The sequence below is a fragment of the Paenibacillus cisolokensis genome, assembly GCF_050481165.1.
In the GTDB taxonomy this organism is placed as follows: domain Bacteria; phylum Bacillota; class Bacilli; order Paenibacillales; family Paenibacillaceae; genus Paenibacillus_AH; species Paenibacillus_AH cisolokensis.
On sequence record NZ_JBCNFP010000140.1, the window covers coordinates 1 to 26,693 of the forward strand.

Annotated in this window: 22 protein-coding genes, 3 tRNA genes and 1 pseudogene; 7 read left to right on the forward strand and 19 right to left on the reverse strand. The window is 56.4% G+C overall.

Annotation, left to right across the window (positions count from 1 at the left end; all coding sequences use genetic code 11):
* Positions 1-798: 798 nt before the first annotated feature.
* From ABEV74_RS19905 to ABEV74_RS19935, 7 genes are all read right to left on the reverse strand, one after another.
* Positions 799-4,257, reverse strand: coding sequence for a glycosyl hydrolase (locus tag ABEV74_RS19905; RefSeq protein ID WP_430148990.1), 3,459 nt, complete (start codon positions 4,255-4,257; stop codon positions 799-801).
* A gap of 43 nt (positions 4,258-4,300) precedes the next feature.
* Positions 4,301-6,622, reverse strand: a complete 2,322-nt coding sequence (locus ABEV74_RS19910; protein ID WP_430148851.1) for a helix-turn-helix domain-containing protein — start codon at positions 6,620-6,622, stop codon at positions 4,301-4,303.
* A gap of 107 nt (positions 6,623-6,729) precedes the next feature.
* The gene (locus tag ABEV74_RS19915; protein WP_430148853.1) at positions 6,730-8,304 is read right to left on the reverse strand and encodes an extracellular solute-binding protein; all 1,575 of its coding nucleotides are present in this window, start codon (positions 8,302-8,304) and stop codon (positions 6,730-6,732) included.
* Positions 8,305-8,449: 145 nt separating this feature from the next.
* Complete coding sequence (locus tag ABEV74_RS19920; RefSeq protein ID WP_430148855.1) at positions 8,450-9,319, reverse strand: carbohydrate ABC transporter permease; 870 nt, start codon at positions 9,317-9,319, stop codon at positions 8,450-8,452.
* Positions 9,320-9,338: 19 nt separating this feature from the next.
* Complete coding sequence (locus ABEV74_RS19925; protein WP_430148993.1) at positions 9,339-10,196, reverse strand: ABC transporter permease; 858 nt, start codon at positions 10,194-10,196, stop codon at positions 9,339-9,341.
* Positions 10,197-10,599: 403 nt separating this feature from the next.
* A complete protein-coding gene (locus ABEV74_RS19930; RefSeq protein WP_430148857.1) occupies positions 10,600-12,825 on the reverse strand; it encodes a glycoside hydrolase family 88/105 protein in 2,226 nt (741 codons plus the stop codon).
* Between the two features lie 148 nt (positions 12,826-12,973).
* Entirely contained in the window at positions 12,974-13,333 is a 360-nt protein-coding gene (locus ABEV74_RS19935) for a hypothetical protein (RefSeq protein WP_430148860.1), read from the reverse strand.
* A 114-nt stretch (positions 13,334-13,447) separates the two neighbouring features.
* Between ABEV74_RS19935 and ABEV74_RS19940 the strand changes: the two genes are divergently transcribed.
* The 3 genes from ABEV74_RS19940 to ABEV74_RS19950 are packed head-to-tail and all read left to right on the forward strand — an operon-like array spanning position 13,448 to position 15,140.
* Entirely contained in the window at positions 13,448-14,095 is a 648-nt protein-coding gene (locus tag ABEV74_RS19940) for a FecCD family ABC transporter permease (RefSeq protein WP_430148862.1), read from the forward strand.
* A gap of 35 nt (positions 14,096-14,130) precedes the next feature.
* On the forward strand, positions 14,131-14,475 hold the full coding sequence (locus ABEV74_RS19945; protein ID WP_430148865.1) for a FecCD family ABC transporter permease: 345 nt from the start codon (positions 14,131-14,133) through the stop codon (positions 14,473-14,475).
* Positions 14,476-14,525: 50 nt separating this feature from the next.
* The gene (locus tag ABEV74_RS19950; protein WP_430148995.1) at positions 14,526-15,140 is read left to right on the forward strand and encodes a FecCD family ABC transporter permease; all 615 of its coding nucleotides are present in this window, start codon (positions 14,526-14,528) and stop codon (positions 15,138-15,140) included.
* On the opposite strand, the gene ABEV74_RS19955 is transcribed toward ABEV74_RS19950, so the two are convergent.
* A tRNA-Leu gene (locus tag ABEV74_RS19955) sits at positions 15,094-15,180 on the reverse strand. The genes ABEV74_RS19950 and ABEV74_RS19955 overlap by 47 nt on opposite strands.
* Positions 15,181-15,446: 266 nt before the next feature.
* Here ABEV74_RS19955 and ABEV74_RS19960 point away from each other — a divergent pair.
* Positions 15,447-16,259, forward strand: coding sequence for an IclR family transcriptional regulator (locus ABEV74_RS19960; RefSeq protein WP_062493594.1), 813 nt, complete (start codon positions 15,447-15,449; stop codon positions 16,257-16,259).
* 124 nt (positions 16,260-16,383) lie between these two features.
* Here ABEV74_RS19960 and ABEV74_RS19965 read toward each other — a convergent pair whose 3' ends face one another.
* The 9 genes from ABEV74_RS19965 to ABEV74_RS20005 all read right to left on the reverse strand — a co-directional run bounded on the left by ABEV74_RS19965 (position 16,384) and on the right by ABEV74_RS20005 (position 23,260).
* A complete protein-coding gene (locus ABEV74_RS19965) occupies positions 16,384-17,613 on the reverse strand; it encodes a Zn-dependent hydrolase (protein ID WP_430148868.1) in 1,230 nt (409 codons plus the stop codon).
* Positions 17,603-18,175, reverse strand: a complete 573-nt coding sequence (locus tag ABEV74_RS19970) for an L-2-amino-thiazoline-4-carboxylic acid hydrolase (protein WP_062493597.1) — start codon at positions 18,173-18,175, stop codon at positions 17,603-17,605. The genes ABEV74_RS19965 and ABEV74_RS19970 overlap by 11 nt, the downstream gene beginning before the upstream one ends.
* A 40-nt stretch (positions 18,176-18,215) precedes the next feature.
* Positions 18,216-18,947, reverse strand: a complete 732-nt coding sequence (locus ABEV74_RS19975; protein WP_430148997.1) for an ABC transporter ATP-binding protein — start codon at positions 18,945-18,947, stop codon at positions 18,216-18,218.
* A 23-nt stretch (positions 18,948-18,970) separates the two neighbouring features.
* Positions 18,971-19,753 carry an ABC transporter ATP-binding protein gene (locus ABEV74_RS19980; protein ID WP_430148871.1) on the reverse strand — a complete coding sequence of 261 codons (783 nt, stop codon included), beginning with the start codon at positions 19,751-19,753 and terminating at the stop codon, positions 18,971-18,973.
* Positions 19,750-20,709 carry a branched-chain amino acid ABC transporter permease gene (locus ABEV74_RS19985; protein WP_430148873.1) on the reverse strand — a complete coding sequence of 320 codons (960 nt, stop codon included), beginning with the start codon at positions 20,707-20,709 and terminating at the stop codon, positions 19,750-19,752. Before ABEV74_RS19985 ends, ABEV74_RS19980 begins: the two co-directional genes overlap by 4 nt.
* A 9-nt stretch (positions 20,710-20,718) precedes the next feature.
* On the reverse strand, positions 20,719-21,591 hold the full coding sequence (locus ABEV74_RS19990) for a branched-chain amino acid ABC transporter permease (RefSeq protein ID WP_062493600.1): 873 nt from the start codon (positions 21,589-21,591) through the stop codon (positions 20,719-20,721).
* Between the two features lie 58 nt (positions 21,592-21,649).
* Positions 21,650-22,777 carry an ABC transporter substrate-binding protein gene (locus ABEV74_RS19995; protein ID WP_430148877.1) on the reverse strand — a complete coding sequence of 376 codons (1,128 nt, stop codon included), beginning with the start codon at positions 22,775-22,777 and terminating at the stop codon, positions 21,650-21,652.
* A 321-nt stretch (positions 22,778-23,098) separates the two neighbouring features.
* Positions 23,099-23,175 (reverse strand) — tRNA-Asp (locus tag ABEV74_RS20000).
* Positions 23,176-23,185: 10 nt separating this feature from the next.
* Positions 23,186-23,260: transfer RNA gene (locus ABEV74_RS20005), tRNA-Glu, on the reverse strand.
* A 143-nt stretch (positions 23,261-23,403) separates the two neighbouring features.
* On the opposite strand from ABEV74_RS20005, the gene ABEV74_RS20010 reads away from it, so the two are divergent.
* A complete protein-coding gene (locus tag ABEV74_RS20010) occupies positions 23,404-24,321 on the forward strand; it encodes a DMT family transporter (RefSeq protein ID WP_430148880.1) in 918 nt (305 codons plus the stop codon).
* 62 nt (positions 24,322-24,383) lie between these two features.
* On the opposite strand, the gene ABEV74_RS20015 is transcribed toward ABEV74_RS20010, so the two are convergent.
* Complete coding sequence (locus ABEV74_RS20015) at positions 24,384-25,043, reverse strand: HAD family hydrolase (RefSeq protein ID WP_430148882.1); 660 nt, start codon at positions 25,041-25,043, stop codon at positions 24,384-24,386.
* Positions 25,044-25,308: 265 nt separating this feature from the next.
* Between ABEV74_RS20015 and ABEV74_RS20020 the strand changes: the two genes are divergently transcribed.
* Positions 25,309-26,115 carry a helix-turn-helix domain-containing protein gene (locus ABEV74_RS20020; protein WP_062493607.1) on the forward strand — a complete coding sequence of 269 codons (807 nt, stop codon included), beginning with the start codon at positions 25,309-25,311 and terminating at the stop codon, positions 26,113-26,115.
* Positions 26,116-26,156: 41 nt separating this feature from the next.
* Here the strand turns inward: ABEV74_RS20020 and ABEV74_RS20025 are convergent.
* Positions 26,157-26,384 (reverse strand): annotated as a pseudogene (locus tag ABEV74_RS20025) (hypothetical protein); the annotation flags it as partial.
* Here ABEV74_RS20025 and ABEV74_RS20030 point away from each other — a divergent pair.
* Positions 26,332-26,676 carry a MerR family DNA-binding transcriptional regulator gene (locus ABEV74_RS20030; RefSeq protein WP_430148885.1) on the forward strand — a complete coding sequence of 115 codons (345 nt, stop codon included), beginning with the start codon at positions 26,332-26,334 and terminating at the stop codon, positions 26,674-26,676. The pseudogene ABEV74_RS20025 and the gene ABEV74_RS20030 sit on opposite strands and share 53 nt — an antisense overlap.
* Positions 26,677-26,693: the final 17 nt, after the last annotated feature.

Genomic DNA, 26,693 nt, shown 5'->3' on the forward strand with positions numbered 1-26,693 from the left:
ATAGCTAGATCGTTAATGGGATCCATTCTCCTATCCAGATCGTCCGGCAGAGGCTTGACGATTACTCCGGACCGTCCCTACCACTGTCCGTCCTGCCATACCTGCACCTTGATCAGGTCAGACGGATCATACCGCGACTACTTTTTGGCGGGCAAGCTCGCTGTCTACTTCGTACGTATTGCCGCGCAGCTAAATAGAATACAGCCGATATATTCCGGTACAAAAAATGATCCTGGACATTAAGCAAAACGCACTTTATTTGATGTTCTTTCAAGTAAGCCGCTACCTCGCGTTCGCTGACGTATTCAAATCCACGATACGTAAAATAACCCCATTAACCTCTTTAAAATTGATATTTGTTTGTTTTCACAATCGGCAACATTTGAGGGACGGATACGCTGAAAGGTGCATGTCCGGTTCGGAAAGGAGAGACAGGAAAATAGCCGACTACGTCCTGTCTCTTATATCACTGGCCACCGGAAAAGGCTGGCTGAACTTGTCGAGCGTCATGGACTTATACTCCCGTTAGATCATCGGTTGGCATATGAGCGACCGAATGCTGGTGCTGCAGGCGCTTAGGCAGACGTACGGCCGTCAGCAGCCCAATAAAGCGGCAACCAATATGCCTCTCACGATGATCAGATGCAGCTTCAGCTCTATTCCATGGCCGGAAGCACGAGCCGAATAAGCAACTGTCATGATAATACTTGTCATCACCTGAACAAGTATGAAAACCGTGCGAAAGCCGAGAAAAGCATTTTCGAGTACATTGACAGAGGTCCGTTACCGCCCGATCCGTCATCCCGACGGCGGATCGATCGCCGGCTGCAGCGTATGCGTCGCGTAATCGAAACGCTTGCCCTCCAGCATGCCGATCAGCGAAGTCGTGATCCGCACCTCCACTTCATTCTCCCCTTGCCGCAGCAGTTCCGTGCGTCCGCTCCATACGTAGGGGGTCCAGGGCCGGGCGCCGAGCGGCACGCCGTTGACGATCACTTCCGCGCAGTCGTGGAAGTTCGGATCCCAGTCGGAGAAACGAAGCGAGAACATCTCTTCCTCCGGCAGCTCTGCGATCTCGACCGTCCGCAGCAGCAAAAATGTTCCGGCATAGTAAGGGTATCCCGCGATCACATCCCCGCTCAGCGAGCATGTGACCGGCGGCTTCGTCAAGATGTGCATCCGTCCGTCATGCCGCACGCCGAATTCTCCGAGCAAGTAGATCGCGTCTACCACGCCGTCCCAATCATGCGAGACCTCCACCTCTACGGCCAAAGTATTGATCCCGCTTCTGATATATCGACTGATGTCAGCGCGGCGGTTCATCGCATCGTAGACGAACGTCTCCTGCAGATCGACGCTGCGGATTGCATGCCCGTTCACAAGGACGACCCATTCGCCGCTGATCGCGCCACGGTCCATCATCAGCTCGCACTTGTCTGGTATGTGCTCTATAGCGAATGACACTGTGTAGACCGCACAAATCGGATATGCGGCGCTCATCTGCATCGGAGTGCCGAAGATTTGCTCGAACGCGAGCGGCACATGCTGCTCATCGGCAATATCGCTGCATTGGTCAATGAACGTTTTGACCCGGACAACAGCGCCGCGCTCCGGCAAGTCGCTTTCAGACCGGCCGACTCGCAGTTCAAAGGTGTCGAGACGCAGCGCGTTATGATGCTCCGGCCGAACCGTCCAGGGACGCTTCGCCTCGGGCTCCCAGACCCACTCCGCTGTACGGGCGGCGAGAGGAGACTTCTCCGAATCGTCCAAGTTTCCTGCCGCAGCCGTGGCCTCCGCATATTCCGCATCTTCGGCAAACTCCGCTTTGCCTCCTTCTGCTTCGGAATAGCGTACGAGCAGCAGATGAGATTCGTACGGAGCGAAGTGCAGCGACACCCACTCCCCGTCCTCCGAAGTCTCCACGGACAAAGGCACCGCGCAGCCGGTCTCCAGGCACAGACGGCAGACCTCCGCGATCTTGGATGGCTGCTTGTTCTCTCCAATATGTGGTATCCCGAATTGCGCCGGCTCATCACGCGGCGTCTCGCGCAGCGCTCCCTTCATGCGCGGCCAAATCAACCGGGCCTCTTGCTCACCCGCTTCCTGTTGCGAGATGAAGACCAGCATCGCACCGTCATCCATCATGCGCCTTTGCATAAGGAAGGAACCCGGCTCGTTCGCCGCGAAGACGACCTCTTCCGGCAAGATCGCGTCCAGCAACTCCACCAGTTCCTCATGGCTGCCGACCGTATAGGCGCCGTTCCGGCCGCCGCCTCCCGCATGCGCCGGATAGCCCGTCGGCACAGGCGACCCCGAACCGCTCGCATCTGCCTTGCCGCCGCTCGCATCTGCGGCGCCGTCGTCCTCCGCTTTCCGCTCCCCGAACATTTCCGCCATCTCCCGCGGCACTTCGTCCGAGCCATCTATCGACTGCTGCGGCAAACTGCCGCAGGCGATCACCTTCCCGCCCGCGTACATGAACGCCTTAAGCTTGCGCCAGGCCGCGGCTTCCAGATTGCGCACCGGCGGGATGACGACGACCTCGTAAGCGGCCTTGCCGATCCGGATCCGCCCGTCTCGCACCTCGGCCTCACACAGGATCTCCGGATCGAGATGATCGAAGTCCCGCTGATGCAGCGTCAACGTCTTGCAAATCTCGCGCCACTCGAGCTTAAGCGCCTCCAGCGCGGCCTTCTCCCGCTCGTCGACGCCTCCATAACCGAACTCGTGGAAAGGATTGCCCATATGCGTCCAGAACGTCGTCGTCGGATCGAGCACCGCGACAGGCCGCACCGGCTTGCCGCACGTCATCGCATAGCTGATGCGCCGCACATAGCCGCCGAGCTTGCCGAAGTAGCGCCAGTAAGGATTCTGTACAAATTGCGACGGCGGTGCGTCATGCTTTGTCAAGCCGTCCAGCGTATAGAAGAAGGCGTGAAAATTGAAGAAGTTCGCGCCCAAGGCGGCCAGCCGGTCGATCATCCACTTCGCGTCCTGCAGCGTCATCGACCAGCCGACGCTGTGGAAGCATTCGATCAGCGCCCGCTTGCGGTCCAACTGGTTGGCAATCGAGCTGATCATCTTCGGATTGTAGCGCAAGCTGTACGCGTAGCGGTCCAGGATCCAGCCGAGCGGCCGGCCCAGCTTCTCATGTCCGCTGTCGCCTCCCGGCACATGGCTGTACCGCTGCGTCGCCATCCGCACCGATGGCACCTCCGCCGCATACAGCAGACCGTGCCGCTCGCACCAGTCGTACACCTGCTGATGATAAGCCCGGCGGATGAGCTCATGCACCGTTTGATAGTAATCATAGCGGATTTTCGCGAAGCCTTCGGCATCCGCATACAGCAGCGCGGGCAGATGATCCGTCAGATCGTATCCGTTCCGCTCGCGGAACGCCTGGCGCAGCTTCGGCGACCATGGCAGCTTGCCGAGCAGGCCGATCTCGTCGGTGAACACGCCCTTGATCGTCTTGCCGAAGTGCTCGCCCAGCTCCCGCGCATACCGCTCATGCGTCAGTTCGATGAACGTCCGCATCGCCTTTTCGTTGCAGGGATCGACATAGGTGCCGTAATATTTGAAATCCGCGACCTCTTCCTCCAGGAAACAATGGACCTCCCACTCCCACTCCCGCTCCGATTCCGCAACCGCGCCGCCTTCTGCGGGAGCCGTCCACAGCAGCTTCTTGATCGTCGCGTATGTGAAGAACCGCTTCTGGTTATACGCGGTTAGGCCGACCTTCTGGAACACCGGCTCCGCCTGATAGTTGCCGACCGAGCCGCTCACATCCAGCGCGCGGTCCCACTCCCTTCTCCCCGTCGCCGGATCGACGGGGACGGCCCTGGCATACAGCAGTCTCGCCCAAGGCAGCTCAAGCGAGCACATTTCCCCGCCCGCGACCCGCGCCGTCCGATGGACCAGCGTGCAATGCTTGGCGTCCGGATGCTCCAGGACGACCTCTCCCCCGGCGATCCCGCTCGGATACGGGTACTCGTCGTACAGCCACACTTCCAGCCCGAACGCGGCCGCTTGCTCGACCGCCAGCCGCACTTTCTGAAACCATGCCGTTGATAAATAAGGCACCTTCAACCCTTGCCGCGGACAGATGAAGAACCCGCCGACGCCCTTGTCCGCCATCTCCCCGATCTGCCGGACGATCTCCGCATCGTCCATATCGCCGTTCCAGAACCAGAACGGATGGATGCCATACTTGGCGGCCGGTTCCCGGAATGTTTCCATAAAAGCTGATGATTGCACCAACCTCGTTTCCCCCTTTACACCAAGCCCGCCTCCCGCTCCCCTAGGTCTTCAACCTGCTCATCTCCCGGTATTGGGTAGGCGTCACGCCTTCCTGCTTCTTGAATATCCGATTGAAATAACTGTGCTGGTACCCGACCTCTTCCGCCACTTCGCTGATCTTCAGATCCGTATCGCGCAGCAGCTGCCGGGATTTCTCCAGCCGGATATTGGTCAGATAATCGATAAAGTTGATCCCGGCGACCTCCTTGAACATCTTGCTTAATACAAACGGACTGATATTCAAGGCGTCGGCACACAAATCGAGCGAGATATCCTTCTTGTAATCCCGATGCAGCATTTCGACGGCCTTTTCGATCAGCAGCCGGGTCTGCATGTTCTGTTTCTGCGCAATCTCTCTTACGAACGGTCGGATGACCTTATACCGGAACCATTCTGCCAGCTGGGACGGCTCCCGGATTTGGCCCAGCTGCTCGTACAGATTGTCCCCGTCATAGATCGTCTGCAGATCTAGACCCGACTGCATCACGACGTGCATGATGCTGCCCAGCAGATGTAGCGTGCCCTGCTTCATGGCCGATTCGCTTACGTTCTGCTCGGACAATGCGCGGACAAAATCGTGCAGCCTCTCCATCGCTTCCTCTTCCTTGCCGATCCGCACCGCATGCACGATCTGCTTGTCCAGGTCGAACGGATATTCCAGATGTTGTTCCCGGTTTTCTCCGCCCAGCTTCTCGATCTCGATGATCTGATTGCCGACATTGACGTTTCGGAATCCGACCGCTATCTTCGCTTCTTCCAGGATAGACGGCAGTTCCTTGAGCGCACCGGTCGTACGGCCGATGCACACGATCACTTCCATATGCAGCATCCGGTCGACGGCAGCGATGATCTCTTCCGTGATGTTTTTGACCACGTCGCCGAAGCTTGCTCTCTCTACGGAAGAGGGCAAGGAGATGAGCGTCCCGACTGACAAATCATGAAAATTGATGACATCGGCCTGAACTTCGAACTGCTGCAGCAATTCCTCTATCATATTCGCGGCGGCGAACGTGACGAGACCTTCGTCGCCGACGGAAAATTTGCCGTTTTCCTTGGAGATGCCCATCAACTGGACGTACGCGAGACTGTACACCCGCCCGTCGGCCGCTCTTCCGACGCTTTCCATCTGGGCGGCCAGTTCTTCCTCCGTATAAGAATACATGTATCCGTTCAACAGCTGCAGCAAAAATCCCTCCCTGAGACGCGGCAGCTGGCGGTGAAGCAGATTTTGCATCTGCTCGCTTTCCTTGGACAAATCGTTCCATTGCGATTCGATCAGTTCAAATTCGCTCGCGGTTTTTCTTCCCGTTTCCGCCTTATGTTCCGTTATCTTGTTCACCAGATGTTCCACGGGTGAGTACAATCGGCGCGAAGCGAGCCATGACAGCGCGATCGCGACAAGCAGGATGAGCGAGCTTGCGGCGATGATCAGCTGGGAGATGGCGATGACCGGGCTCGTGATGCTGTCTAGCGACACGGCGGAAGCATAGATCCAGTCCGTTCCGAGCCGCGTCAGCACGCCATACATGACCGAATACGCTTTGTGCTCCCAATCGTAGAAGAACGTGCCGGACGGATCGTCTTTCTCCAGCAGCCGTTCCAGCACCGCCTCGTCCAATGCAGCCTCCCTGTCCGCACGGTTGACCAGCCATCCCGCATCCTTCTCGTACAGGAACGTCGTGCCTCCGTTATAAGGCGTCAACATCTCCAGCAGCTGCCGCAGCCTGCCTTCGTGCAGATACATGATCAGCGCTCCGAACGGCTCGCTGCTGATGCCGGGAATTTTGTGGACCAGCCTGAGCGATGCTCCCTTGCCGCCGGCATTCAACTGCCAGTACAAATACGAAGAATGATGAAGATAGGACTCGTAATGGCTTGCCGCATCCTCTTCATCATCGATGAACCGATATCCCTCTTTGGTAAAGACGATCCGATCCGGCTCATTCACATACAGCTCCATATGATCGACCAGCGTGTTGGAGCCTTCTATGATGAGCAGCGTCCGGTATATATCATGAATTTGTTCATATTTGTAGGCAAAATCGATCTCTTTCAAGCTCTCGTTAAACTGGAAGTCAAATGCCCAATGAGCCATCGATTGCTCGAGATACGACAGTTGGTCGTCGATCGTCTTGACCATCTGCTTCAACTGATTCTGATGGACGGCCTGAAGCTCTCTTTCGATCTGGGTCGTGCTGACGATAAAAATGATGAAACCGATTGCAAGTCCGGGCAGACTCATCATCAGCAGCGCAAGGATCAAGCTTCTTCGATAACGTTTGCTTTTTGGCATGCAGCACTGTACCCACGTCGCGATTTTCATAGACAACCCCTCTCTTGCTCCATCATTGTGTCACGGGGAAGCACAAAAAATAGCCGGGACAAGGGGAGCGCCATATCCCGGCTGCACATGCTGCATGACAAGTACGGTCAGCTGTTTCTGGCTTTGTACGATTCGTTGATCTCTTCCGTCATCTTGATAAAGCTCGGATCGTTGCTTAACTGCTCGACGAACTTGTCCCACTCTTCGAGCGAAGCGCTGCCCAGTATGACCTTCGTCTTCAGATCCTGCTGATTTTTGCGCAGCTCCGGCAGATAGGCAAGCGCCGTCTCGGAGTACAAGCCAAGGCTAAAGTCGGCTACGCTTGTACGGGCCCGTTCGTCCTGAATCTGCTTGTAGAGCTGCTGCACTTCCTCAGGGAACGTCGTCTTGACGGAGCTTGCATAAGGGTCGGCTACATACACGATCTGGTTAAAGTCCCCGATTCCGTCGGCCAGCACCTTCTCGGAATCGATCACGATCTCGCCGTTCTCCACCTTATGATGAACACCCTCGATACCTTGCGAATGGAGCAGGAAGACGTCTTCTTCCATCCAGTCGTTGATCATCTGCAGGATCGCCTTCAGCTTCTCTTCCGGGACGCTTCTCGGGATCGCATTGATGCCGGCAAATCCGGGACCTTTCGGATTATATCCGTCGATCTGAACAATCGGCAGAAGATTCATAAACTCAAAATTCGGATCCGCCGCCTTTAACGCTTCATAATATTCCTGCATCGTTCCCGCTTTCTCGACGATGATGCCCGCGGTGCCGGCCTTGAACATATCTTTGACCTGGGTCAGCTTCAGCGACGCGAAATCGGCGGGGATGAGGCCGTCATGATAAGCCCGGTTCAAGTATTCCAGAGCTTCCCTCGTTTCCGGCAGCAGCGCCGTAAAGACCAGCTCCCCGTCGCGCAGCGCCCACTCTCCGGTCGACTTCGTGAAGAACTGCTCGAACCTGGCCAGCGTGCCCATGTCCGAAGCGTTCACCTGTCCGGCAAAGGCGACCGTGTCGCGCTTCCCGTTGCCGTCCGGATCGTCTTCTACAAACGCTTTCATCACTGCATACAATTCATCGGCGGTCTGAGGAGCATCCAGCCCGAGATTGTCAAGCCAATCCTTTCGGAAGACGAAGAACGCTTCGCCTTCGGCAGGACGCGGACGCGGCACGCCGTAGTTGGCGCCGTCGATCTTCGTCAGCTCCCAGGCGATATCCGGGATGCCCGCAGTAATGTTCGGATAGTCCTGAATAAACGGCGATACGTCCCAGAACGCGTTCTGTTTCGCGGCGCGCAGGAACACCGGGTTGAACGGATCATTTACCAGAATCAGATCCGGCATTTTTCCGGAAGACAGCGTCACGTTGAATTTGTCGCCGTAGTTGTTGGACGAAACCCACTGGATATCCAGCTTCGTATTCGTCGCTTTTTCAATCTCCAGCTCGACCGGATTGTCCGCTGCCGGGGGAGTTGTATTGAAGAAATGGCTCATAATGGTGATGTTCACGGGCTCTGCTCCCGATGAGCCGCTGTTTCCGGCGCTTCCTCCACTCCCTGCTTGCTGACTGCCGCTTCCCGATTGCCCGCCGCCGTTTCCTGCTGTTCCCCCGCATGCGCTCAACACCAGCACGAGTGTCAGGAATGCCGACAGCAGGATGGCATAGCGTTTTTTCATCTGCTGCATGTGTTTGTTCTCCTCCCTTTTCCATTTTAACAATTTTTGTGCTTATATGATTAAGAATTCCGGAACACAAGTCCGAGCTTCCCATCACCTCTGGGGGTCTTCAGCCGTTCTTTAGCTGCAGCCCTCGCATCATATCCGGCTCCCGTCATCCCTTGATGGAACCGACCATGGCGCCTTTCGCAAAATGCTTCTGCAAGAACGGATACACCATGACGATCGGCGTGATCGAGATGACTACGGCGGCCATCTTCAGCGTCTCGCTGGGCGGCGGCTGGATGAGCGGGTCCACATCGCCGAGGCTGCTGCTGGAATTGTCGATCAACATGTTCTGAAGCAGCACCTGGATCGGCCATTTGCTCGGGTCGTTCAGATACAGCAGCGCGTTAAAGAACTGGTTCCAGAACGCCACGGCGAAGAAAAGACCAAACGCCGCAAGCGCCGGCATGGACAGCGGCAGCACGATGCGGAACCATGCCGTAATGTCGTTGCATCCGTCTATGGCGGCCGCTTCGTCCAATTCGGCGGGAAGCCCATCGTAGAAGCCGCGCATCAGGATGACGTGCCAGCCGCTCGTCAACGACGCCAGGATGACCGCCCATATGCTGTTGATCAGCCCCAATTGCTGGATCAGCAAATAATTCGGAATGATGCCCGGGCTGAACAGGATCGTGAACAGGATGAGCAGCAGGATCGTGCGCCTCCCGCGAAATCTTTTGCGCGACAAGGCGTAAGCGAGCGTCGAAGTGACGACCAGGCTGCAAGCCGTTCCGACCGCCGCGAGAAAGGCGCTGACGCCCAGCGCCTTCGGAAAGGCGCTCGTGGACCACAAATAATTGTACGAATCGAGCGACCACTTCTCCGGAAACAGGACCAGCGGCTTGCGAATATATTCATTCGGATCGGTAAACGACACGACGACGACATAGTAGATCGGAAACAGCGTCAACAGCGCGATTGCGCCTAGTATGACGGCGTTAGCCGGGGCAAACCATCTATCTTGATTGCCTGACTTCACGTTGTCATCCCCTTTCGTGTTAGTAGACGCCTTCTTCGCCAAATTTTTTGGCGAGCAGGTTGGACAGGATCACGAGCACGAGACCGACGACCGATTTGAACAACCCGACCGCCGTGCTGTAGCTGAACTGGCCTTGCTGCACACCGGTCCGGTACACATAAGTGTCGAACACCTCGGCTACGTCGGAGACGGCGCCGTTATACATGAGGAACACCTGCTCGAATCCGACCTCCATAATATCGCCGAGCCGCAGGATGAGCATGATGAAGATTACGTTGCGAATCGCCGGCAGCGTGATGTGCCAGATCTGGCGGAAGCGGCTGGCTCCGTCGATGCGCGCCGCCTCATACAGCTGAGGATTGACGCCGGCTATGGCCGCGAGGAAGATGATCGTCCCCCAGCCCGCTTCCTTCCACATCGTCTGACCGGTCAGGATGAACCAGAAAATATCCGGATTCGTCAGGAAATTGCGTTTGCTGAAGCCGAAATGGTCGATCAGAAGATTGACGACGCCGTCCGACGAAAGCATGATGAACGTCAAAGTGGATATGATGACCCATGACAGAAAGTGTGGCAGGTAGATAATCGACTGCACCGCTCTTTTGTAGAGCGAGCTGCGTACTTCGTTCAGCAGCAACGCCAGGATGATCGGCATCGGAAAAAAGAACACCAGATTCATCAGACTGATGGCCATCGTATTGCGGAACAGAATCGGGAAGTCCGGATTCGAAAACAGCCGTTCAAAGTGGCTGAAGCCGACCCATGCGCTGTCGGCAATGCCGAGAAACGGTGAAAAATCCTGAAAGGCGATCACGATTCCGGCCATCGGCAAATATTTGAAGATAAGAAAATAGACAAGCCCCGGCAGGGCGAGCATATACAAATATTTCTCTTTCAAAAGGTTTCTCCACAGGATGGCCGCCTTGCCCGGGCTGCGAATCGCCTGCGGCGCTTCCGACGCTTCCGGCGTGTCCAACGCGATATTGTTTTTCAACTGAGAACCCTGCCTTTCGTTTAAAACCGATGCAGAAGCAGCGCGGCATAATGTCTTGAATATTACGTTATCGGCCGCTGCATTTACCGACAATAAGACATTTTTGTCAACGTCGTTTTATCGGTTTGGACTTTTTTGAAGGGTTTGGCCTTTTTTAGACGGACGGGACGCTAACACGCTTTTCTGCGAAGTATTACCGAGTCTTCAACTGCACAAAAAACCGCCAGGGAGATTCCCTAACGGTCATTTCATCATTTGACGATTCCGAATTTTTCCCGTACGCCCACTACCTTCCTAGGAAGCTTTGCAGGCGGACCACTTCGATGCCGGCCAGCAGCACGATGCCGATGCCGTGAGTATCGTTGAGATTCCACGACAGTTCGTCCTTATAATACAGCGGAGAGAAAGAGTACCCTGAGCCGCGGCATACTCCATAGACGTTGCCGTTCCTGTCAATTGCGCGCCTGGTCATCCCTTCCCACGCCCGCAGCGCCGCATCCGCATACGATTGCTTGTCGTCCAGCCAGCCGAAACGGATACCCCTGGAGAATGCGTAAACAAACATGGAGGTGCAGGAGGTCTCCTCATACGATTCCGGCATCGTCAACACCTGGTGCCACAAGCCGTTCGCTCCCTGCAACCGCAAATAGCCGCAGCACAGCTCCTTGAAGAACCGTATCAGCTCAGGCCGAAGCTCATGATCTTCCGGAAGCGTCTCGAGCACCTCCGAAAGAGAGAACAGCACCCAGCCGTTGCCTCTTCCCCACGGGATGCCCGTCGGCTTGCCGAACTTGAAGTCGTACACATGGGACATGATCTGCCGGTCGGGCATATACAAATATTTTTTGTACAGCAAAAATTGCTTCGCCGCGTCGTCCAGGTACGCGCGATCTCCGGTCAGCTTATAATAACGCCGCAAGAAAGGTGTGCTCATGTACAGATCGTCGCACCACATCGTGTCCTTCATGAATTCCGTGCTTCCGCGGACGCGATACAGCGCCCCGTCGGGCAGCCGATCCTGCACGCGGGAGATGTAATGCGCCACCCGATCCGCGGCCGCTCTTGCGCCCTTAAGTCGCCGATGCTCCAGAACCGTCAGCATGGCGGCGGCAAAGGAACCGCAGTCGTCCAGGCTGTCGATTGCCGACAGCTGATGATTGATGGCGGCCGCCCCGTACCGTTCCCTATCCCAAAGCGCATATTCGTCATAGGACGTACACAGCTCGATATGACGCTGCGCATACTCCGTCATTTCGCTATCGTCCAGGGTGAGCCCCGTTTGAAATATACCGTACAGCGTCACGCCGAGGGGATAGTTCCATTTGCCGAAGTGCGCGTTTTCCAGATATGGGCGGACCACCATATAGGGCTCATCCAGACGCCAATATGTGCCGCCGCGGCCGTCGGGAAACAGCGCATCCATCCGGCAGATGTCCGCGGCCGGCGGATTCTTCCCCCCTTTCGGGAACGTGCCGAGATACAGCCATGCGTCTCTCGCGCCGTGCACGGGAACGGGCAGCATGCACGATACGCCTGCCTCGGACGGCTCGAGATCAAAGCCCCATGCGTCGCCGTCCGTACAGTCGGATCGGACGAGCAGATCGTGTTCGCCGTATGAGAGCGGAACGGTGATGCGGAACGTCTCGACTCCAATGGAGGCCGGCGATGGCGTCGGTGATGACGCAGTCGATGATGACTCCGGCGATTCGTACACCTCCCGCCCGTCGATATAGACGGTCAACCTGCCTACCGTCCGGCCCGCCAGTGTGATCTCCCGCTGTTCGACGTTACGGTTCGCCAGCTTCGTCCAGGCATACGCCCGTCGTCCGCACTCCGGGCCGAAGATGCGGGCGAAACGCCCCATCGACCGCTCCTCGTCACTCCACTCCGGCCGGGGATGCCAGATGAGGCCGGTATCGGCTTCGCTGCTTGTGTCCGCCCCGGGAAGCGACGCCACAGGCAAAGGTTCGTCTAGCGGTTCGGTATAGATCCAGCCTTCCTGCCCCCCTCTTTCCGCGGTCGGTGCGGCCACATGAAACGGCATCCCTTTGATCGAGCCGGTGCCGAATCGTCCGCCGCAGCCCGTCTCCGTCTTCATGAAGCGGATCACGATATGGTTCCATCCCGCTTCGGCCTCCGCGGCAAACACATTTTTTCGTTCCGGAAACACATCATCCATGATTTTCGATTGGAACACGAGGCCGCCGTTCAGGTAAATTATGACCGGCCCGTAACAATTGACGCTGAAGCGCGTCGGCGCCGCCTGATCTCTCCACAGCTTCGCCCAGGCATATACGAATTGTCCGTTCCTGAGCAAAGGATATTTTGCGTCCAGATCAAATATGTACTGATATTCCGCGTTGCGCAGGAAGCCGTCGGTGCGAAACGCCCGGAACACCGGCGGATGCATCGGATTCGCGCCGATGTACCGGTCCGCGATCGCTCTGAGCGTCTCCTTCACATCGCCTTGAAGCCGATAGCAGATGCTTTCATATTGATCGAAATAAGCCATCTTTCCCCTTCCTTTCCATCATCTATGGCCATGTCTGCTAACATCTCGCAACATATGCTAAGGGATGGGGCTTCCTGTTATCAATTGCAACTTTTTGCCCGGTTTGCACATTGTTGCGGCAGACTGGCCGGGAAGGCGGAAACAGGCCTTAAACAGCGTGCCGTTCCTCAGACGCCGGAATATACCTGAAAACCTCCATCACCGGTACGATGATTTCCGTGACGAAACCCGACATGCTGGCGGTGATATGCGAGCACATCACCCCGATATACAGCAAGGCGATCAAAGCCAGGAACGCGATCATTCCCCAGCTCTGAATCGCTGTCTGGTCAATATCTGCGGGCTCCCACGCGTGCCTGACAACTCCGCTACGATTTGATAGACCGCTATAAACGGAGAGATCTGCAACAAACTGGAAAGGATCGAGAAAAAGCTCGCTTGAGATCAACCATCCTTTCTTGTGACCGGCTAAATTGAGCAAACTGGAGATTTCGGATTCTGAATTCATATGCATCCAACTCGCCTCTCTGCTTCAGACCGCAGTTATGGAGCAGAAGCCGTCGGATCTGTGTCACTCGGGCCTGCTCATCCGTGACATCAATCGCCTGGAAGACTGTCGCTTATGTTGCCCTCCCGCTCCAAGGCCGGACGCCTTCACGGCGCCCGGCTTTTCACACTGTATATGGTCATTGGGGCGCTCCTGCTGCTCATTCTGGTCGCTGCTTCGATCTCCTTCGGTGCTGCCCGGATGAGTCTGTCCATAGCATGGCAAGCGGTCTTTCAATACAATCCTGACCTGAATGAGCATCAAATTATCCGCGCCCTTCGTCTGCCGCGAACAATCGCGGATATTGTCGTCGGCGCAAGCCTGGCAATTTGTGGTGCAATTATGCAAGGCACTACACGCAATCCGTTAGCTTATTCAGGTTTTATGGGCATCAGTTCCGGAGCAGCTTTCGGCATCGCGATTTGTCTCGCCATTCTTCCCGGCTCCTCCTATATCACGCACATGGTCTATTCCTGCGTCGGAGCAACGTTGGCAACTTCAATCACGTATATCATTGCTTCCGTTGGAGGCTGCAGCATGACGCCGCAACACCTCGTACTGGCCGGAATCTCCATATCCATGTTGTTCGGCGCGCTAACCTCCGCCATCATCATCAAATATCGGATTGGCAAGGATATGTTGCTTTGGTCATCCGGCTTCACAGCGAGCGCTACCTGGATGAAACTGGCCATCGTCACCCCCTTTTTCATTCTCGAAGGTTAGCCATTGCGTTGTCCCGATCCGTAACGATGCTAAGCATGGGAGAGGAGGTTGCGTCTGAACTCGGCCTGCAAGCGCGGAAAATACGGTTCATCGCAACCTGGATTGTCCTCATTCTGACCGGAATCGCGGTAGTCATCGCAGGGCCAATCGGATTCGTCGGGCTGATTATTCCTCACACGGCGCGCTACCTGATCGGAGTTGATTACCGCTACATCATACCAATGCCTGCCCTTTACGGAGCAGCCTTTCTCGTTCTCGCCGACCTGTTCGGAAGACTGTATAATCGTCCTTCCGAAACGCCGCTCGGGATTATTTTTGCTGTCGTTGGGGTGCCTTTCTTCCTGTATATCGCCCGCAAAGTCAGGGGGGAATGGTCATGAAGCGACTTAAAGTTAGCGGACTTGCGGTGAATTGAATCATTGTCGCCCTGTTGCTGCTCACCACATTTATCAGTCTAACAACCGGCAAAATGAGTCTTTCGCTCGGTGAAATTCTCGATGTGCTGTTCGGAGCAGGAACGGATCGCAACGAGACGATAATCTTCCAGTTACGCATACCTCGCATCGTACCGGCTATCCTTATCGGCACCGTTATGGGGTTGGCGGGAGCGGCCATGCAAACCTTGCTCCGCAACGACATGGCAAGTCCCGGCACACTTGGCATCAGTGCGGGCTCCGGACTGTTCGTCATGCTCGTCATCGCAGGATTTCAAGTGACATCTCTGCCAAGCCGCTTCCTGCTGCCCGCGCTGGCCTTCATCGGCGGGGTCACCGCCGCTCTGATCATTTTTCTGCTTGCCTATCGCCGCCAGAGCGACCTGTCTCCAACCAGCCTCATCCTGACGGGCGTGGCGGTGGGAATGGGAAATAATGCGCTCTCATTGATCAGAACAACGCGATTGAACAGATCAAACATAACCCCCAAACAAGTGCCGTCAAAAATACAAAAAGCTCCTGAATCGTCAAAGGACAATTCAAGAGCTCGTTCATTGTTAAATATGGTGCGGTCGAGAGGACTTGAACCTCCACGGCTGTTACACCACTAGAACCTGAATCTAGCGCGTCTGCCAATTCCGCCACGACCGCGTTTTTCCGACGCTGCCAAGTTTTGCGGCAACGAAATATATAATATCACGCCTTCAACAGAGAGTCAATCGAAAATTTCCCAATACGGGCACCGTCGGACGGAATGCGGTTTTCCTCATGCACCGGCACACGCCAACGAAACCGTAACTGCTCTCTTTTTTTGACCAACAGCGTTTTAACAATAACAAATCCCTATTGACATGATCATAACCAAACGGGAAGATAGTATTGTAGCCAATTTTTGTTTTAACGGGAGGCACCCATTCGTGAGCGATAAACATCCCCGCCTGATCCAATCGGTACAGCGGGCCCTGGATATCATCAACTGTTTCGATTCCCTGCACGTCCAACTGTCGCTGACGGAAATCAGCGAGAAGCTGAACTTGAATATCAGCACCGTGTACGGCTTGATCAATACGCTTAGCGCCTATTCATACATCGATAAAAATCCGGATAACGGCAAATACAAGCTGGGCCTGGAATTTCTGCTGAAGGCCAACCTCGTCTCGCAAAGCCTTGATCTGAAGGAAATCGGCCACGCCTATTTAACCGATCTGACCAAAAAGTATCATGAAACCTCACATTTATACGTGTACCAGCACGAACAGATTTTTTGCGTGGACAAGGTCGAATCGCCCAACAACTACTTCATTATCAGTTCAAGAGCGGGGCATAAGCTGCCGATGCACGCCTCCGCTTCCGGCAAAGTATTTTTGGCGTATATGTCCGAAGCCGAGCTGCAAAATTTCCTGAACAACAATAAGCTCGCCGCGCTGACGGATAAGACTATTACGGATAAAAAGAAACTGCTCGCCAACCTGCAGCAAATCCGGGAACGGGGATACGGCATCGAGGACGAAGAAATCGAACCGGGCGCTTACAGCCTGGCGGCCCCCGTCAAGGACGCTTCCCATCGCATCGTCGGCACGATCAGCGTAGTCGGCTCTTTGGCGCGGATCCGGGAGCAGGAGGATAACATTCTGGCCGATCTGCTTGCGGCGGCGGAAGCGATCTCCCATCAATTCGGTTACCGGTTTCAATCCGCGCCTCAAAAAGGACTCGAAACGGGAAACGCTTGACGGAGCAGTTCCGGGTCCCGGTCGGTGCGGGCGGCCTTCGTCCGTCTTTATTCCCGCCGAAAAATTCCGGCGGAATCGTAAATATGCCGTCTCTCTCGATTCGCTTGCATTTTTCCGGCGAGGCTCATCGCGCCAGACGCAGCAGGGCATGGTACAGCACCAGGGCTCCCAACCCGCAGTCCGCTTCGGAGCTCCATTCTCCCGGGTGATGGCTGATTCCGCCGCGGGAGCGTACGAAGATCATGCCTATCGGCCACTTTCCGCTAAACTGCATGCCGTCGTGACCGGCCCCGCTGACGAGCTCGGGCAAATCCCCCAGCCCGGCAAGCCGACCCGCGCAGGCAACGGCCTCCTTCACTTCCGGGGAGCTTGGAGCCGGCGCGACTCTTTGCAGCAAATCGATCTTGAGCTCCAGGCCGCGCTTCCGGCACACCTGGCTGGCGTAATCCCTTATGCGGCCTTCCAGCGCGTTTCTGTCCGCCTCGTCGATATCACGCAAATCCAGCGAAAACTGAACCTCGCCCGGGATCACATTGATTCCGCCGGGATGCGTCCGGATCTTGCCGACCGTGGCCACGGCGTTGGGAAATTCCGCGGTTTCCGCATAAATGTAATTCAGCACCTCGGCCGCGGCCTGCAGCGGATCCTTCCGCAGGTTCATCGGGGTCGCTCCGGCATGTCCCGCCTGGCCCATGATCGTGATCTGCTGCCACAGCGGTCCGGCAATCCCGGTGACGAGTCCTACCGGCGCACCCAGATTTTCCAGCACCTTCCCCTGCTCAATATGAAGCTCCACGTACGCCTTGACTTGCTCCGGCGCTTTGGCCGCCTCATGCAGGCGTTCAGGCCGCAGTCCCGCCGACCTCATTGCATCCGCGATCGAAATCCCCTCCGCATCCTTGTGCCCCAGGTCTTCCGGCCGCAAGGTTCCGGCCATGGCCCGGCTTCCCAGCATGCCGAATCCGAACCGCGAGCCTTCCTCGTCGGTGAACGCGGCGACCTCTATCGGATGCACGGTGGCGACGCCTTGCTCCTCCATCGCTTGCAGCGCTTCGACCGCCGCGAGCACGCCCAGGGCTCCGTCGAATTTGCCGCCGTCCGGCACCGTATCGATATGGGAGCCCGTAAGGATGACCGGGGCCCCGGGATCGCTTCCCTCCCGGCGTCCGATCAGGTTGCCGGCCGCGTCCTCGCGCACCGACAGCCCCGCTTCCCGCATGTAGCGCACCACCAGATCCTTGGCCGAACGCTCTTCTTCGGTAAAGGAAAAACGGGTGACTCCCCCGCTCTCCCGCCGGCCGATTTCGCCGAGTTCCATTAGCCGTTTCCACAGGCGTCCGGCGTTAATCGCCATGATTCCCGCCTCCTTCCCGTTTCTTTTCCGCATCCGCGCCGTTTCCGTTCCCGGAGCCTTTCATTTTGAAGCGAAAATGGCAGTATCCGTCTTCAAGCAAATATTTGTCGTGCTCCACTTCAAAATCGGCATTGTACCCCCGGGCAATCGCCGGATCGATCATTTGGCAATACAAGATGCCGTATTCCTCCATGCCGTCTTTCTTCCATTGATCGCCGAAGGCGCAGCGGGTGAAGCTTTGCTCGATTTCCAGCGGATGATATTCCGTAACGTATTCGAACAGATCGCTGCGGCCCATATCGTAATTCGGCAAATAGCTGCGGATATCGTTCGGCTGTCCCGCAGCCGCCGCCCTCCGGGCGATATCCCGGCCCCGCTCCTCGCCGAAGGCGCGCACCCCTTCGCGGATCGCTTCCTTCCCTGCTTCGCCGAAACGGTCCACGACCGCTTTGGACAAGTGGGCGAACAATTTGGCCATAATCGTATACGGATCGACCGGGTCCAGGCTTTCATCGTGATTTAACTTTTGTTGCGGTTTCTTCTCTGCGGAATGTTCCTCCATGATATAGCCTCCTTGAAAAAATTCTATCAAAGTCATGTAACTAAATCCCAGCTCGACCGGCCCTCTCCGTTGATCCCAAGTAGACGGATTTGACCACGTCGTTGCTTTTCAATTCCGCGGCGGTGCCCTGCACGACAATACGGCCCGTTTCCATCACATAACCGCGATGGGCGGCTCCCAACGCCATTTTGGCGTTTTGCTCCACCAGCAGCACGGATACGCCGTCTTGATTGATTTGCCGAATGGCCGCATAGATTTCCTTGACCACCAGAGGAGCCAAGCCCATGGACGGTTCGTCCAGCAGCAGCAGCTTGGGTCTGGCCATTAAGGCGCGGGCGATGGCCAGCATTTGCTGCTCGCCTCCGCTCATCGTTCCCGCCGCCTGCTTTTTCCGCTCCTCCAATCGCGGAAACAACCGGTACATGCGGCGAATGTCCGCCTCGATTTCCGCTTTGTCCCGGCGGACGTAAGCTCCGAGCCGCAAATTTTCCAGCACCGTCAGATCGGGAAAGATGCCCCGGCCTTCGGGAACCTGGGAAATCCCCAGCCCGACGATGCGATGCGGCGCGAGCTTCGTAATATCCGCGCCCGCAAACCGGATCCTGCCCCGCGTATTCGCGACAAGCCCGGAAATACTGCGCAGCGTGGTCGTCTTGCCGGAGCCGTTCGTGCCGATCAGCGCCACGATTTCGCCGGCCCCGATGTCCAGGTTCAACTGCTTTACGGCTTGAACGGCGCCGTAGCTGACCTGCAGTCCGTCGATTTCCAGAATCTTCCCTTTGTTCGCACCGTCCGTCACGGCTCATCGACCTCCCCGCCCAGATATGCGTCGATGACGCTCGGGTCCCGCCGAATTTGCTCCGGGCTGCCTTCGGCGATTTTCACGCCGTAATTCAGCACGGCAATCCGGTCGGAAATCTCCATGATCATCCCCATGTCATGCTCGATCAAGATCATTTCAATGCGGAACTGCTTGGACAATTGCTTGATTTTTTGCACCAGCTCCGCTTTTTCCACGGCATTCATTCCGGCGGCGGGTTCGTCGAGCAGCAGCACTTCGCAGCCGGTCGCAAGCGCTCTGGCGATTTCCAGCAAACGCTGCTCCCCGTAGGGCAGGCTGCCCGCCAGCGCATCCGGTTTATGCTCCAGGCCGACCATGGCCAGCTTCTCCATGCACTCCCGCACGATCGCGTCGCGCTTGCGGCGGAGAACCGCTTGCGGTTTGAACACCGCCGCAAATAATCCTTCCCGATTGCACTCGGCATGGGCCACCAGCACGTTTTCGAGCACGGTCATGTTTTTGATCAGCCGGGTATTTTGAAAGGTTCGCGCCAAGCCCAGACGGGCCCGTTGATAAGGCTTCAGCTTGTTGATTACTTTATCCTTGTAGACGATCGTCCCCGAAGTCGGCCGATAGATCCCCGTAAGCAAATTGAAGAGGGTCGTTTTTCCCGCACCGTTCGGGCCGATAATCGCTAAAATCTCGCCGCGGCGCACCTTCAGGTCGACCGCGCTCAACGCGGCCAGTCCGCCGAAATTCACCGACACCTGCTTGAGTTCGAGTATGATGTCCGTCACTTGCTCTCGCCCTTCCGCACGTTTCCGTAAAAGTTATACCTCCGATGCTCCTCTCCCCAAAACCCGGAGGGCTTGAAAATCATCATGAGCACAATCGCCAGACCCAGCAAAATCATCCGGTAATCGCTGACGTATCTTAAAATTTCGGGAGCCGCCACCAAAATCACCGCCCCGAGGACGGAACCGGGCAGGCTTGCCGCTCCACCCAAAATGACCATCGCCAAAATGTTCACCGAATCCAAATACCGGAAAGCGTCGGGACTGACGAAAGAAATGTAGCTGGCCCAGAACGCGCCCGCCGCGCCGGCGAAAAATCCCCCGACCGTAAAAGCCAACAGCTTGTAGTAATTCGGCCGGATGCCGATCGACTGTGCCAGCGTCTCGTCCTCGCGGACCGTCAGCAAACTGAGTCCCACCCCGGAATGAACCAGCCGGTGGATCACGAAATAGGCGATCAGCGCCAGCAGCAAAATCAAATAATAAAACTCCAGCTTCCCGCTGAATGTAAATCCGAAGAGCGCAGGGGCGGGAATGCCCGGCAGGCCCATCGGCCCGCGCGTCACATCCACCCAACCGACAAAAATCAGCCGCACAATTTCCCCGAAGCCCAGGGTGACGATGCCCAAATAGTCCCCCCTTAACCGGATCACGGGACTGCCCAAGATGAAGCCGAACAATCCGGCGATCGCCGCCGATGCGGGAAGCGCAAGCCAAAAGGACAGGTCGAAGTGCAGCATGAGCAGCGCCGCGGCGTAAGCTCCGATTCCGTAAAAAGCCGCGTGTCCGAGCGCAAATTGCCCGGCATAACCGATGATCACATTGAGGCTTAGCGATAGTATGGAAAAAATACCGATCATGATGACGACATGCAGCAGATAATCATTGATTAGACGGAGCGCGATCGGCATGACGATGGCCAGCGCAGCCGCGGCAACAACGGCCGTTTTCTTTTTCATGCCCCTCACCTATACCTTGTTGATCTCTTTGCTGCCAAGAATGCCCGACGGTTTGACCAGCAGCACGATAATCAAAATGGAAAACGAGATAACGCTTTTGTATTGCGTGGAAATGTACGCGCCGCCGAGCGTTTCGACCAAACCGAGCAGCACGCCCCCCAGCATTGCCCCCGGGATGTTCCCGATCCCCCCGAGCACCGCGGCCGTAAACGCGTTGATCCCCGCCATATAGCCCATCGTCGGATACACGGCATTGTAATAAATGCCGACCATGATCCCGGCGCAGGAAGCCAGCGCCGAACCGATCGCAAACGCCAGGCTGATCATCCGGTTCGTATTGATCCCCATCAGCGCGGCGTGGGTCAGGCTCATCGAGGTGGCCCGCATGGCGATCCCCGTCTTCGTCCGTGTCACGAACAGCTGGAGGGCCAGCATCAATACGAAGGACAACACCAGGATTAAAATTTGGATCTCCGAAAAGGTAACATTGCCAAACGTATAGGTACGGCTGCCGAAAGCGGTCGGAAAAGGATGCATTTCCGTGCCCCACAGCTTCTGGGCCAGGCTGACCAGCAGCGTGGACACCCCGAGTGCGCTGATCAGCGGCACGATCCGGTCCGCCATCCGCAGCGGACGGTAGGCCAACCTTTCGATCAGGACACCGATTATCGCCGTCGCCGCGGCCGCCAGCAGAAACGCAAGGTATAAAGGAAGCCGGAATTCCTGCATAAAAAAGAGGCCCAAAAAGCTGCCGATCATAAAAATATCGCCGTGCGCGAAATTGACGATTTTCAAGATCCCGTACACCATCGTGTAGCCGAGGGCGATCAGGGCGTAAATCATGCCGATCGTCAGTCCGTTGGTCAATTGCTGAAGAAGCATAACAACATCCTTTCAAAGCCGGGGAGCAGGAAATAGGCTTTCCTGCTCGTCACTTTCATTATTGATACAGTTCAAATTGGCCGCCGCGCACGGTCAACCGCGAAGGCACCGTCACAACGTCGCCGTTTTCGTCGAAGCTGATGACTCCGGTGGCGCTTTTGTAATCCTTTAACGTCTCCAGATAAGTTTTGATGCTTTCCCGATCGGCGCCCTGCTCCTGGATCGCCTTGAGGATGACGGAGGTCGCGACATAAGCGTAGGCAGCGTACGTATCCGGCTTGCTGCCGTATTTTTCCTGATATTCCTCATTAAACCGGATGGCCTCGGCGTTATCGCCGCCCGGATAGAAGAAGCCGATCAGCTTGAAGCCTTCGACCGATTCTTTGCCCAGGTCCAGCAGCGCTTCCGAATACAAACTGTCCACGCCGATAAAATCGACGTCCAGGTTCAGCTTCTTGGCCTGCTGGGCGATCAGGGCGGCTTCATTATAGAAACCGCCGATAAAAATGGCGTCCGGCTGCTTGTCCTTAATCTTTGTCAAGACGGTGCTGAAGTCCTGATCGCCGGGATTATAAGCTTCCGCGGCGACCACTTCAATACCGTTCGCCGGAGCGGACCGCTTATAGACGTCAAGCAGCCCCAGCCCGAAATCGGACTGCTCGTAAATCAAGGCGACTTTGCCGTAGCCCAGCTCTTTGGACCAGCCTGCGAGGTAATCCGCCTGGAACGCGTCCGTCGTAATGACGCGGAACGTGTATTCCCCGGCATCCGTAACGCCCGGAGCGCTGGACGACGGCGATACCTGAACAATTTTCGCCTTGTTGTAAACCGGAGCGGTCGCCAAGGTGGCCGAGCTGTTAAAATGGCCTACGACGGCCAAAATGCTTTTGTCCGTCACGAACTTGTTAGCCACGTTAACCGCTTCATTCGAATCCCCTTTGTCGTCCTGGATCACGATTTCGACCTGCTTGCCGCCGATGCCGCCCGCACCGTTAATCTGCGCCGCCGCCAGCTCGGCCCCGTTCTTGAAAGCCGTGCCGTATTGCGCCTGCGTGCCGGAGATCGGAGCGGCCAGACCGATCCGGATCGTATCGCTGCCGGCCGTCGACGCGCCGTTTGCGCCGCATCCGCTTAATACCCCCATAAGCAAACTTGTGATTGCGAGTGTACTCAACGTTTTTTTCATTGTTCTCTCCCTCAATTATGAATTAATCCTATGAGTTAAGTATGCTTTAATTATAATGAATCATTTTGAAAAAGCAATAATTATTTTTGTATCGTCATATTTGTTTTGATAATATCAAAATGGATATGGTTTTAAAATCAAAAAAGGGTTGTCCCGAAAGCCGTAAAATGGCCGGGAGCCAACCCCTTTTGCCGCATCCGCGAATTTTCCTTGCCTGTCCCCAAAATGCAAAAAAGGCTCATAAATCACACAAACGTGATTTACGAGCCTTTTCATTCTTAAAACGATTCGACCGCATATTCAATTGAGAGATGGCGGAGATGGCGGAGCTGACGGGATTCGAACCCGCGTTCTCCTGCGTGACAGGCAGGCATGTTAGGCCTCTACACCACAGCTCCCGGCCAAAATTGGTGACCCGTAGGGGATTCGAACCCCTGTTACCTCCGTGAAAGGGAGGTGTCTTAACCCCTTGACCAACGGGCCTCATTTTTACCGAACGGAATTTTAATATAACATGAGTTTGGTAGAGTTGGCAAGCACTTTTTTGCTATTTTTTTGTTGACCGCCGATCGGGCCGGCAGTACAATGAGGTAGCCGCATTCGAGGAAGGGGTTCGAATTAGCAAAATGAAACCGTCATCGCCGTTGCCGGTCCCGCTGTTTCTTCCGCTTCTGGCGGGCATGGCCGCGATCTCGTTCGCGCCGATTCTCGTTCGTCTGTCGGACGCGCCCGTTTCCGTGCAAGGGATGTACCGCATGCTGTTTACGATTGCGATCATGCTGCCGCTCGGGACCGGGCGGCTTCCATCGGCGCGCGCCATTGCCGGCAAAGACTGGCTGCTGCTCGGCGCGGCCGGTTTTTTTCTGGCGCTGCATTTCCTGTTATGGATGTCGTCCCTCAACTATACGTCGATTGCCAGCTCGACGATTATTTTGTCGCTGCAGCCGGTTTTCGTCATGCTGGGCGCCTTGATCGCGTTCAAGGACAAGCCGAACCGCTTCGCGCTGCTGGGCATGGCGGTCGGGTTAACGGGTGCGATCATCGTCGGAACCGGCGATAAAGGGGCTTCGCATGCCGCCCTGTCCGGCGACATTTTGTCCTTTCTCAGTGTGATCGCCATCGCGTTCAATCTATTAATTGCGAAGCGCATTTTAACCCGCGTGTCCACGTATTTGTACAATATGATCGTATTTTCCATATGCTTGCTGTTCTTCACCGTTTACAACTGGATCATGAACATTCCGATGACAGGCTATGCCGGAAAGGAATGGTTCGTTTTTCTGCTGCTTGCCGTCGTGCCGACGATGCTCGGCCATATGGTTTTCAACTGGCTGCTGAAATACGTCCAGCCTACGACGATCTCCATGGCGGTGTTCGCCGAGCCGGTCGGCGCCAGCTTGCTCGGCATGCTGATCTTCAGCGAAATGGTGACGGGCTTCCAGCTGATCGGAGGCGCGTTCGTCATCGCCGGACTGATCGTTTATTTGCGTTCCGAGCGGCTGGCGGCCGGGCGGGGCAAAAGACGCACGACGAGCCTGAAATAAACGATAAGCGGCGCTCGATCCGGCGGGCATCCGTCCGCCTATCCCGCGACGCTATGACGCTATCATGCCGGCTTCAGCCGTTTCAGCACCTGGCTCAGGCTCATCTCGCTCATCGAGGACAAGCGCATGCTGTAATCGTCGAATTCGAGATGGCGGGTAATCGCATTCGGCACGATCACGCAGTGAAGTCCGGCTGCGCGCGCGGCTTTCAGACCGTTCAGCGAATCCTCGAAGGCGACCGCTTCGTCCCCGGATACGCCCAGCGCATCCAACGCTTTAATATAGAGCTCCGGGTCCGGCTTCACTTTGGCGACATGGTCCGCCGTCACAATCGCGTCGAAATACCCGTACAAGCCGTGCTTCCGAAGGAAAGGCTCGACCCAGCTTCCGGACGAACTGGACGCAAGCCCGATCTTCAGCCCGCTCTCTCTGGCGCTTGTCAAATAATCGAGCACGCCCGGCCGGATGTCCTGCTTCTCCATCAGCTCCCGGTGCTTCCGTTCGCCGATCGCCTGCAGCCGCTTCCTGTCCAATTCGCGCTTCAGCAGGCGTTCCAGATACTCGTACGGATCGAACGACGAGAACGTCGTGCCGACGCACAGCAGCCATTGATCCAGCGGCAGCTCGCAGCCGTGCTCCTGGTAGATTTGGCGAAAAACTTCATACCAGGGCGTCTCCGTATCGATAATCAGTCCGTCAAAGTCAAACACAATCGCTCTCATCGCTCGCCTCCTCAACATCCGGGCTTTCCGTTGCCCGAACGGAAATGCCGTCCGTATACATGTTCTCCGCCGCCCCGCCGAATCCTGCCCGGAAGCCGTGAACGGAAGCCTTGCCTGGAAGCCTGAACCGAAGTCTGCGGCCGCCGGCACCGGTCGCGGCAAGAGGCTGCTTTTTCCCCACAGGCGTTCAGCCGGAAGCGAAAATATGCTATGCTAGGCACATCATGAGTTGTACGGCGACACGGCAAGCCGGGGAGGATCGGGCATGAAAAGCAGTGCTTTCGATATTCGCAGCTTCATCGCGTCGTTCGACGAAACCTGGTACGATGACGGCTTCCATACCAATACGACGCTCGAGATCGAAATCGTGCTGGAAGGGCGCGGCATTTTCGAATGGACGGAACGGGCGCTCCATATCGAATCCGGTCATGTCGTCGTCATTCCTCCGGGCATATCGCACCGGTTCGAAGCCGTCACCAAAGTGCGCTTCGGCGTCATGCATCTGCAGCGAATGCCGGAGGCGCTGCGCGACATTGCGGACAGGCTGCTGCGAGACTCCGGGACGCCGAAGCTGTATGCGTTGTCCCGGATCGACCGCGACCGGTTCGAAATGCTGTTCCGGGAATGGCTGCGCATCTCCTCTTCGACGCTGAAGGATAAAGCGCGGCATTTCGCCGTCTGGACCGAAATGCTGCTGCTGTTTTTGCACGAGCATTCCAAGACCGATCTGCAGGCGATGACGATCACGAAAGCCGCCGATTATTTGCGCGAAAATTTGCGGCTGAGCGTGCAGATGGCAGACCTCGCCGAGCTGGCCGGCATGACCGTATCCGGATTCCGGCGCACGTTCGACAAAATTTACGGCATGAGCCCCAAGCAGTACCAGCAGCAGTGCCGGATGCAAGAGGCCAAATGGCTGCTGAGCGCAACCGACAAAGATTTGAACGAAATCGCCGGGCAGGTCGGCTTCCACCGGCTCCATTCGTTCTCCCAATGGTTCAAATCTGCCGAAGGCATCTCCCCTTCCGTCTGGCGGAAGCGGCAAATCCGGACGAACGACAACATGAAATAACCGGCTTCCGGCCGATTCGCCGCTCCATCCCCTCCCGCCATCTATGGCGACAATGCGTATTCTTTCAAAATTTGACCGGTATGCGACGACGGATTCCCCCGCGACATCCTCCGGCGTTCCTTCGGCGACGATCGACCGCCCGCCTCTCCGCCTTCCGGACCGATGTCGATTACCCAATCGGAATGCCATATCAAATCCAGATTATGCTCGACAAGAATGACGGTATTCCCGGCGTCGACCAGCCGGTTCAGCAGCACGAGCGCGCTCCGCCATTATGAAAGCTGGGGTATCGTTCCGCCCCCTGAGCGGACGGCCAGCGGCTATCGGCTCTACACCGAGGAGCATGCCGCGTATTTCGAATGCTTCCGTGCCATGCGGCCCGGCTTCGGTATGGATATCGTGAAAAAAACGATGACGATCGGGGAGGCTTCCAACGAAACCGGCGTTCCGGGCTCTGCCATCCTCAGAGATTCGCTCGCGTATCTGAACTACAGAATCCGGCAGCAAACGCGCGGCGTCTATTATTTGTACCGGTTGTGCAAGACCGTCGGGCTGCTGTAAACGGTCTTTTTTGCGTA

Bases quoted from the DNA above. Each gene is read 5' to 3' on its own strand.
- ABEV74_RS19910 (WP_430148851.1), bottom strand. From the start codon at position 6,622: ATGAAAATCGCGACGTGGGTACAGTGCTGCATGCCAAAAAGCAAACGT.
- ABEV74_RS19915 (WP_430148853.1), bottom strand. From the start codon at position 8,304: ATGCAGCAGATGAAAAAACGCTATGCCATCCTGCTGTCGGCATTCCTG.
- ABEV74_RS19925 (WP_430148993.1), bottom strand. From the start codon at position 10,196: ATGCTCGCCCTGCCGGGGCTTGTCTATTTTCTTATCTTCAAATATTTG.
- ABEV74_RS19930 (WP_430148857.1), bottom strand. From the start codon at position 12,825: ATGGCTTATTTCGATCAATATGAAAGCATCTGCTATCGGCTTCAAGGC.
- ABEV74_RS19935 (WP_430148860.1), bottom strand. From the start codon at position 13,333: ATGAATTCAGAATCCGAAATCTCCAGTTTGCTCAATTTAGCCGGTCAC.
- ABEV74_RS19940 (WP_430148862.1), top strand. From the start codon at position 13,448: ATGTTGCCCTCCCGCTCCAAGGCCGGACGCCTTCACGGCGCCCGGCTT.
- ABEV74_RS19945 (WP_430148865.1), top strand. From the start codon at position 14,131: ATGGGAGAGGAGGTTGCGTCTGAACTCGGCCTGCAAGCGCGGAAAATA.
- ABEV74_RS19965 (WP_430148868.1), bottom strand. From the start codon at position 17,613: ATGGCGATTAACGCCGGACGCCTGTGGAAACGGCTAATGGAACTCGGC.
- ABEV74_RS19970 (WP_062493597.1), bottom strand. From the start codon at position 18,175: ATGGAGGAACATTCCGCAGAGAAGAAACCGCAACAAAAGTTAAATCAC.
- ABEV74_RS19985 (WP_430148873.1), bottom strand. From the start codon at position 20,709: ATGAAAAAGAAAACGGCCGTTGTTGCCGCGGCTGCGCTGGCCATCGTC.
- ABEV74_RS19990 (WP_062493600.1), bottom strand. From the start codon at position 21,591: ATGCTTCTTCAGCAATTGACCAACGGACTGACGATCGGCATGATTTAC.
- ABEV74_RS19995 (WP_430148877.1), bottom strand. From the start codon at position 22,777: ATGAAAAAAACGTTGAGTACACTCGCAATCACAAGTTTGCTTATGGGG.
- ABEV74_RS20010 (WP_430148880.1), top strand. From the start codon at position 23,404: ATGAAACCGTCATCGCCGTTGCCGGTCCCGCTGTTTCTTCCGCTTCTG.
- ABEV74_RS20015 (WP_430148882.1), bottom strand. From the start codon at position 25,043: ATGAGAGCGATTGTGTTTGACTTTGACGGACTGATTATCGATACGGAG.
- ABEV74_RS20020 (WP_062493607.1), top strand. From the start codon at position 25,309: ATGAAAAGCAGTGCTTTCGATATTCGCAGCTTCATCGCGTCGTTCGAC.
- ABEV74_RS20030 (WP_430148885.1), top strand. From the start codon at position 26,332: ATGACGGTATTCCCGGCGTCGACCAGCCGGTTCAGCAGCACGAGCGCG.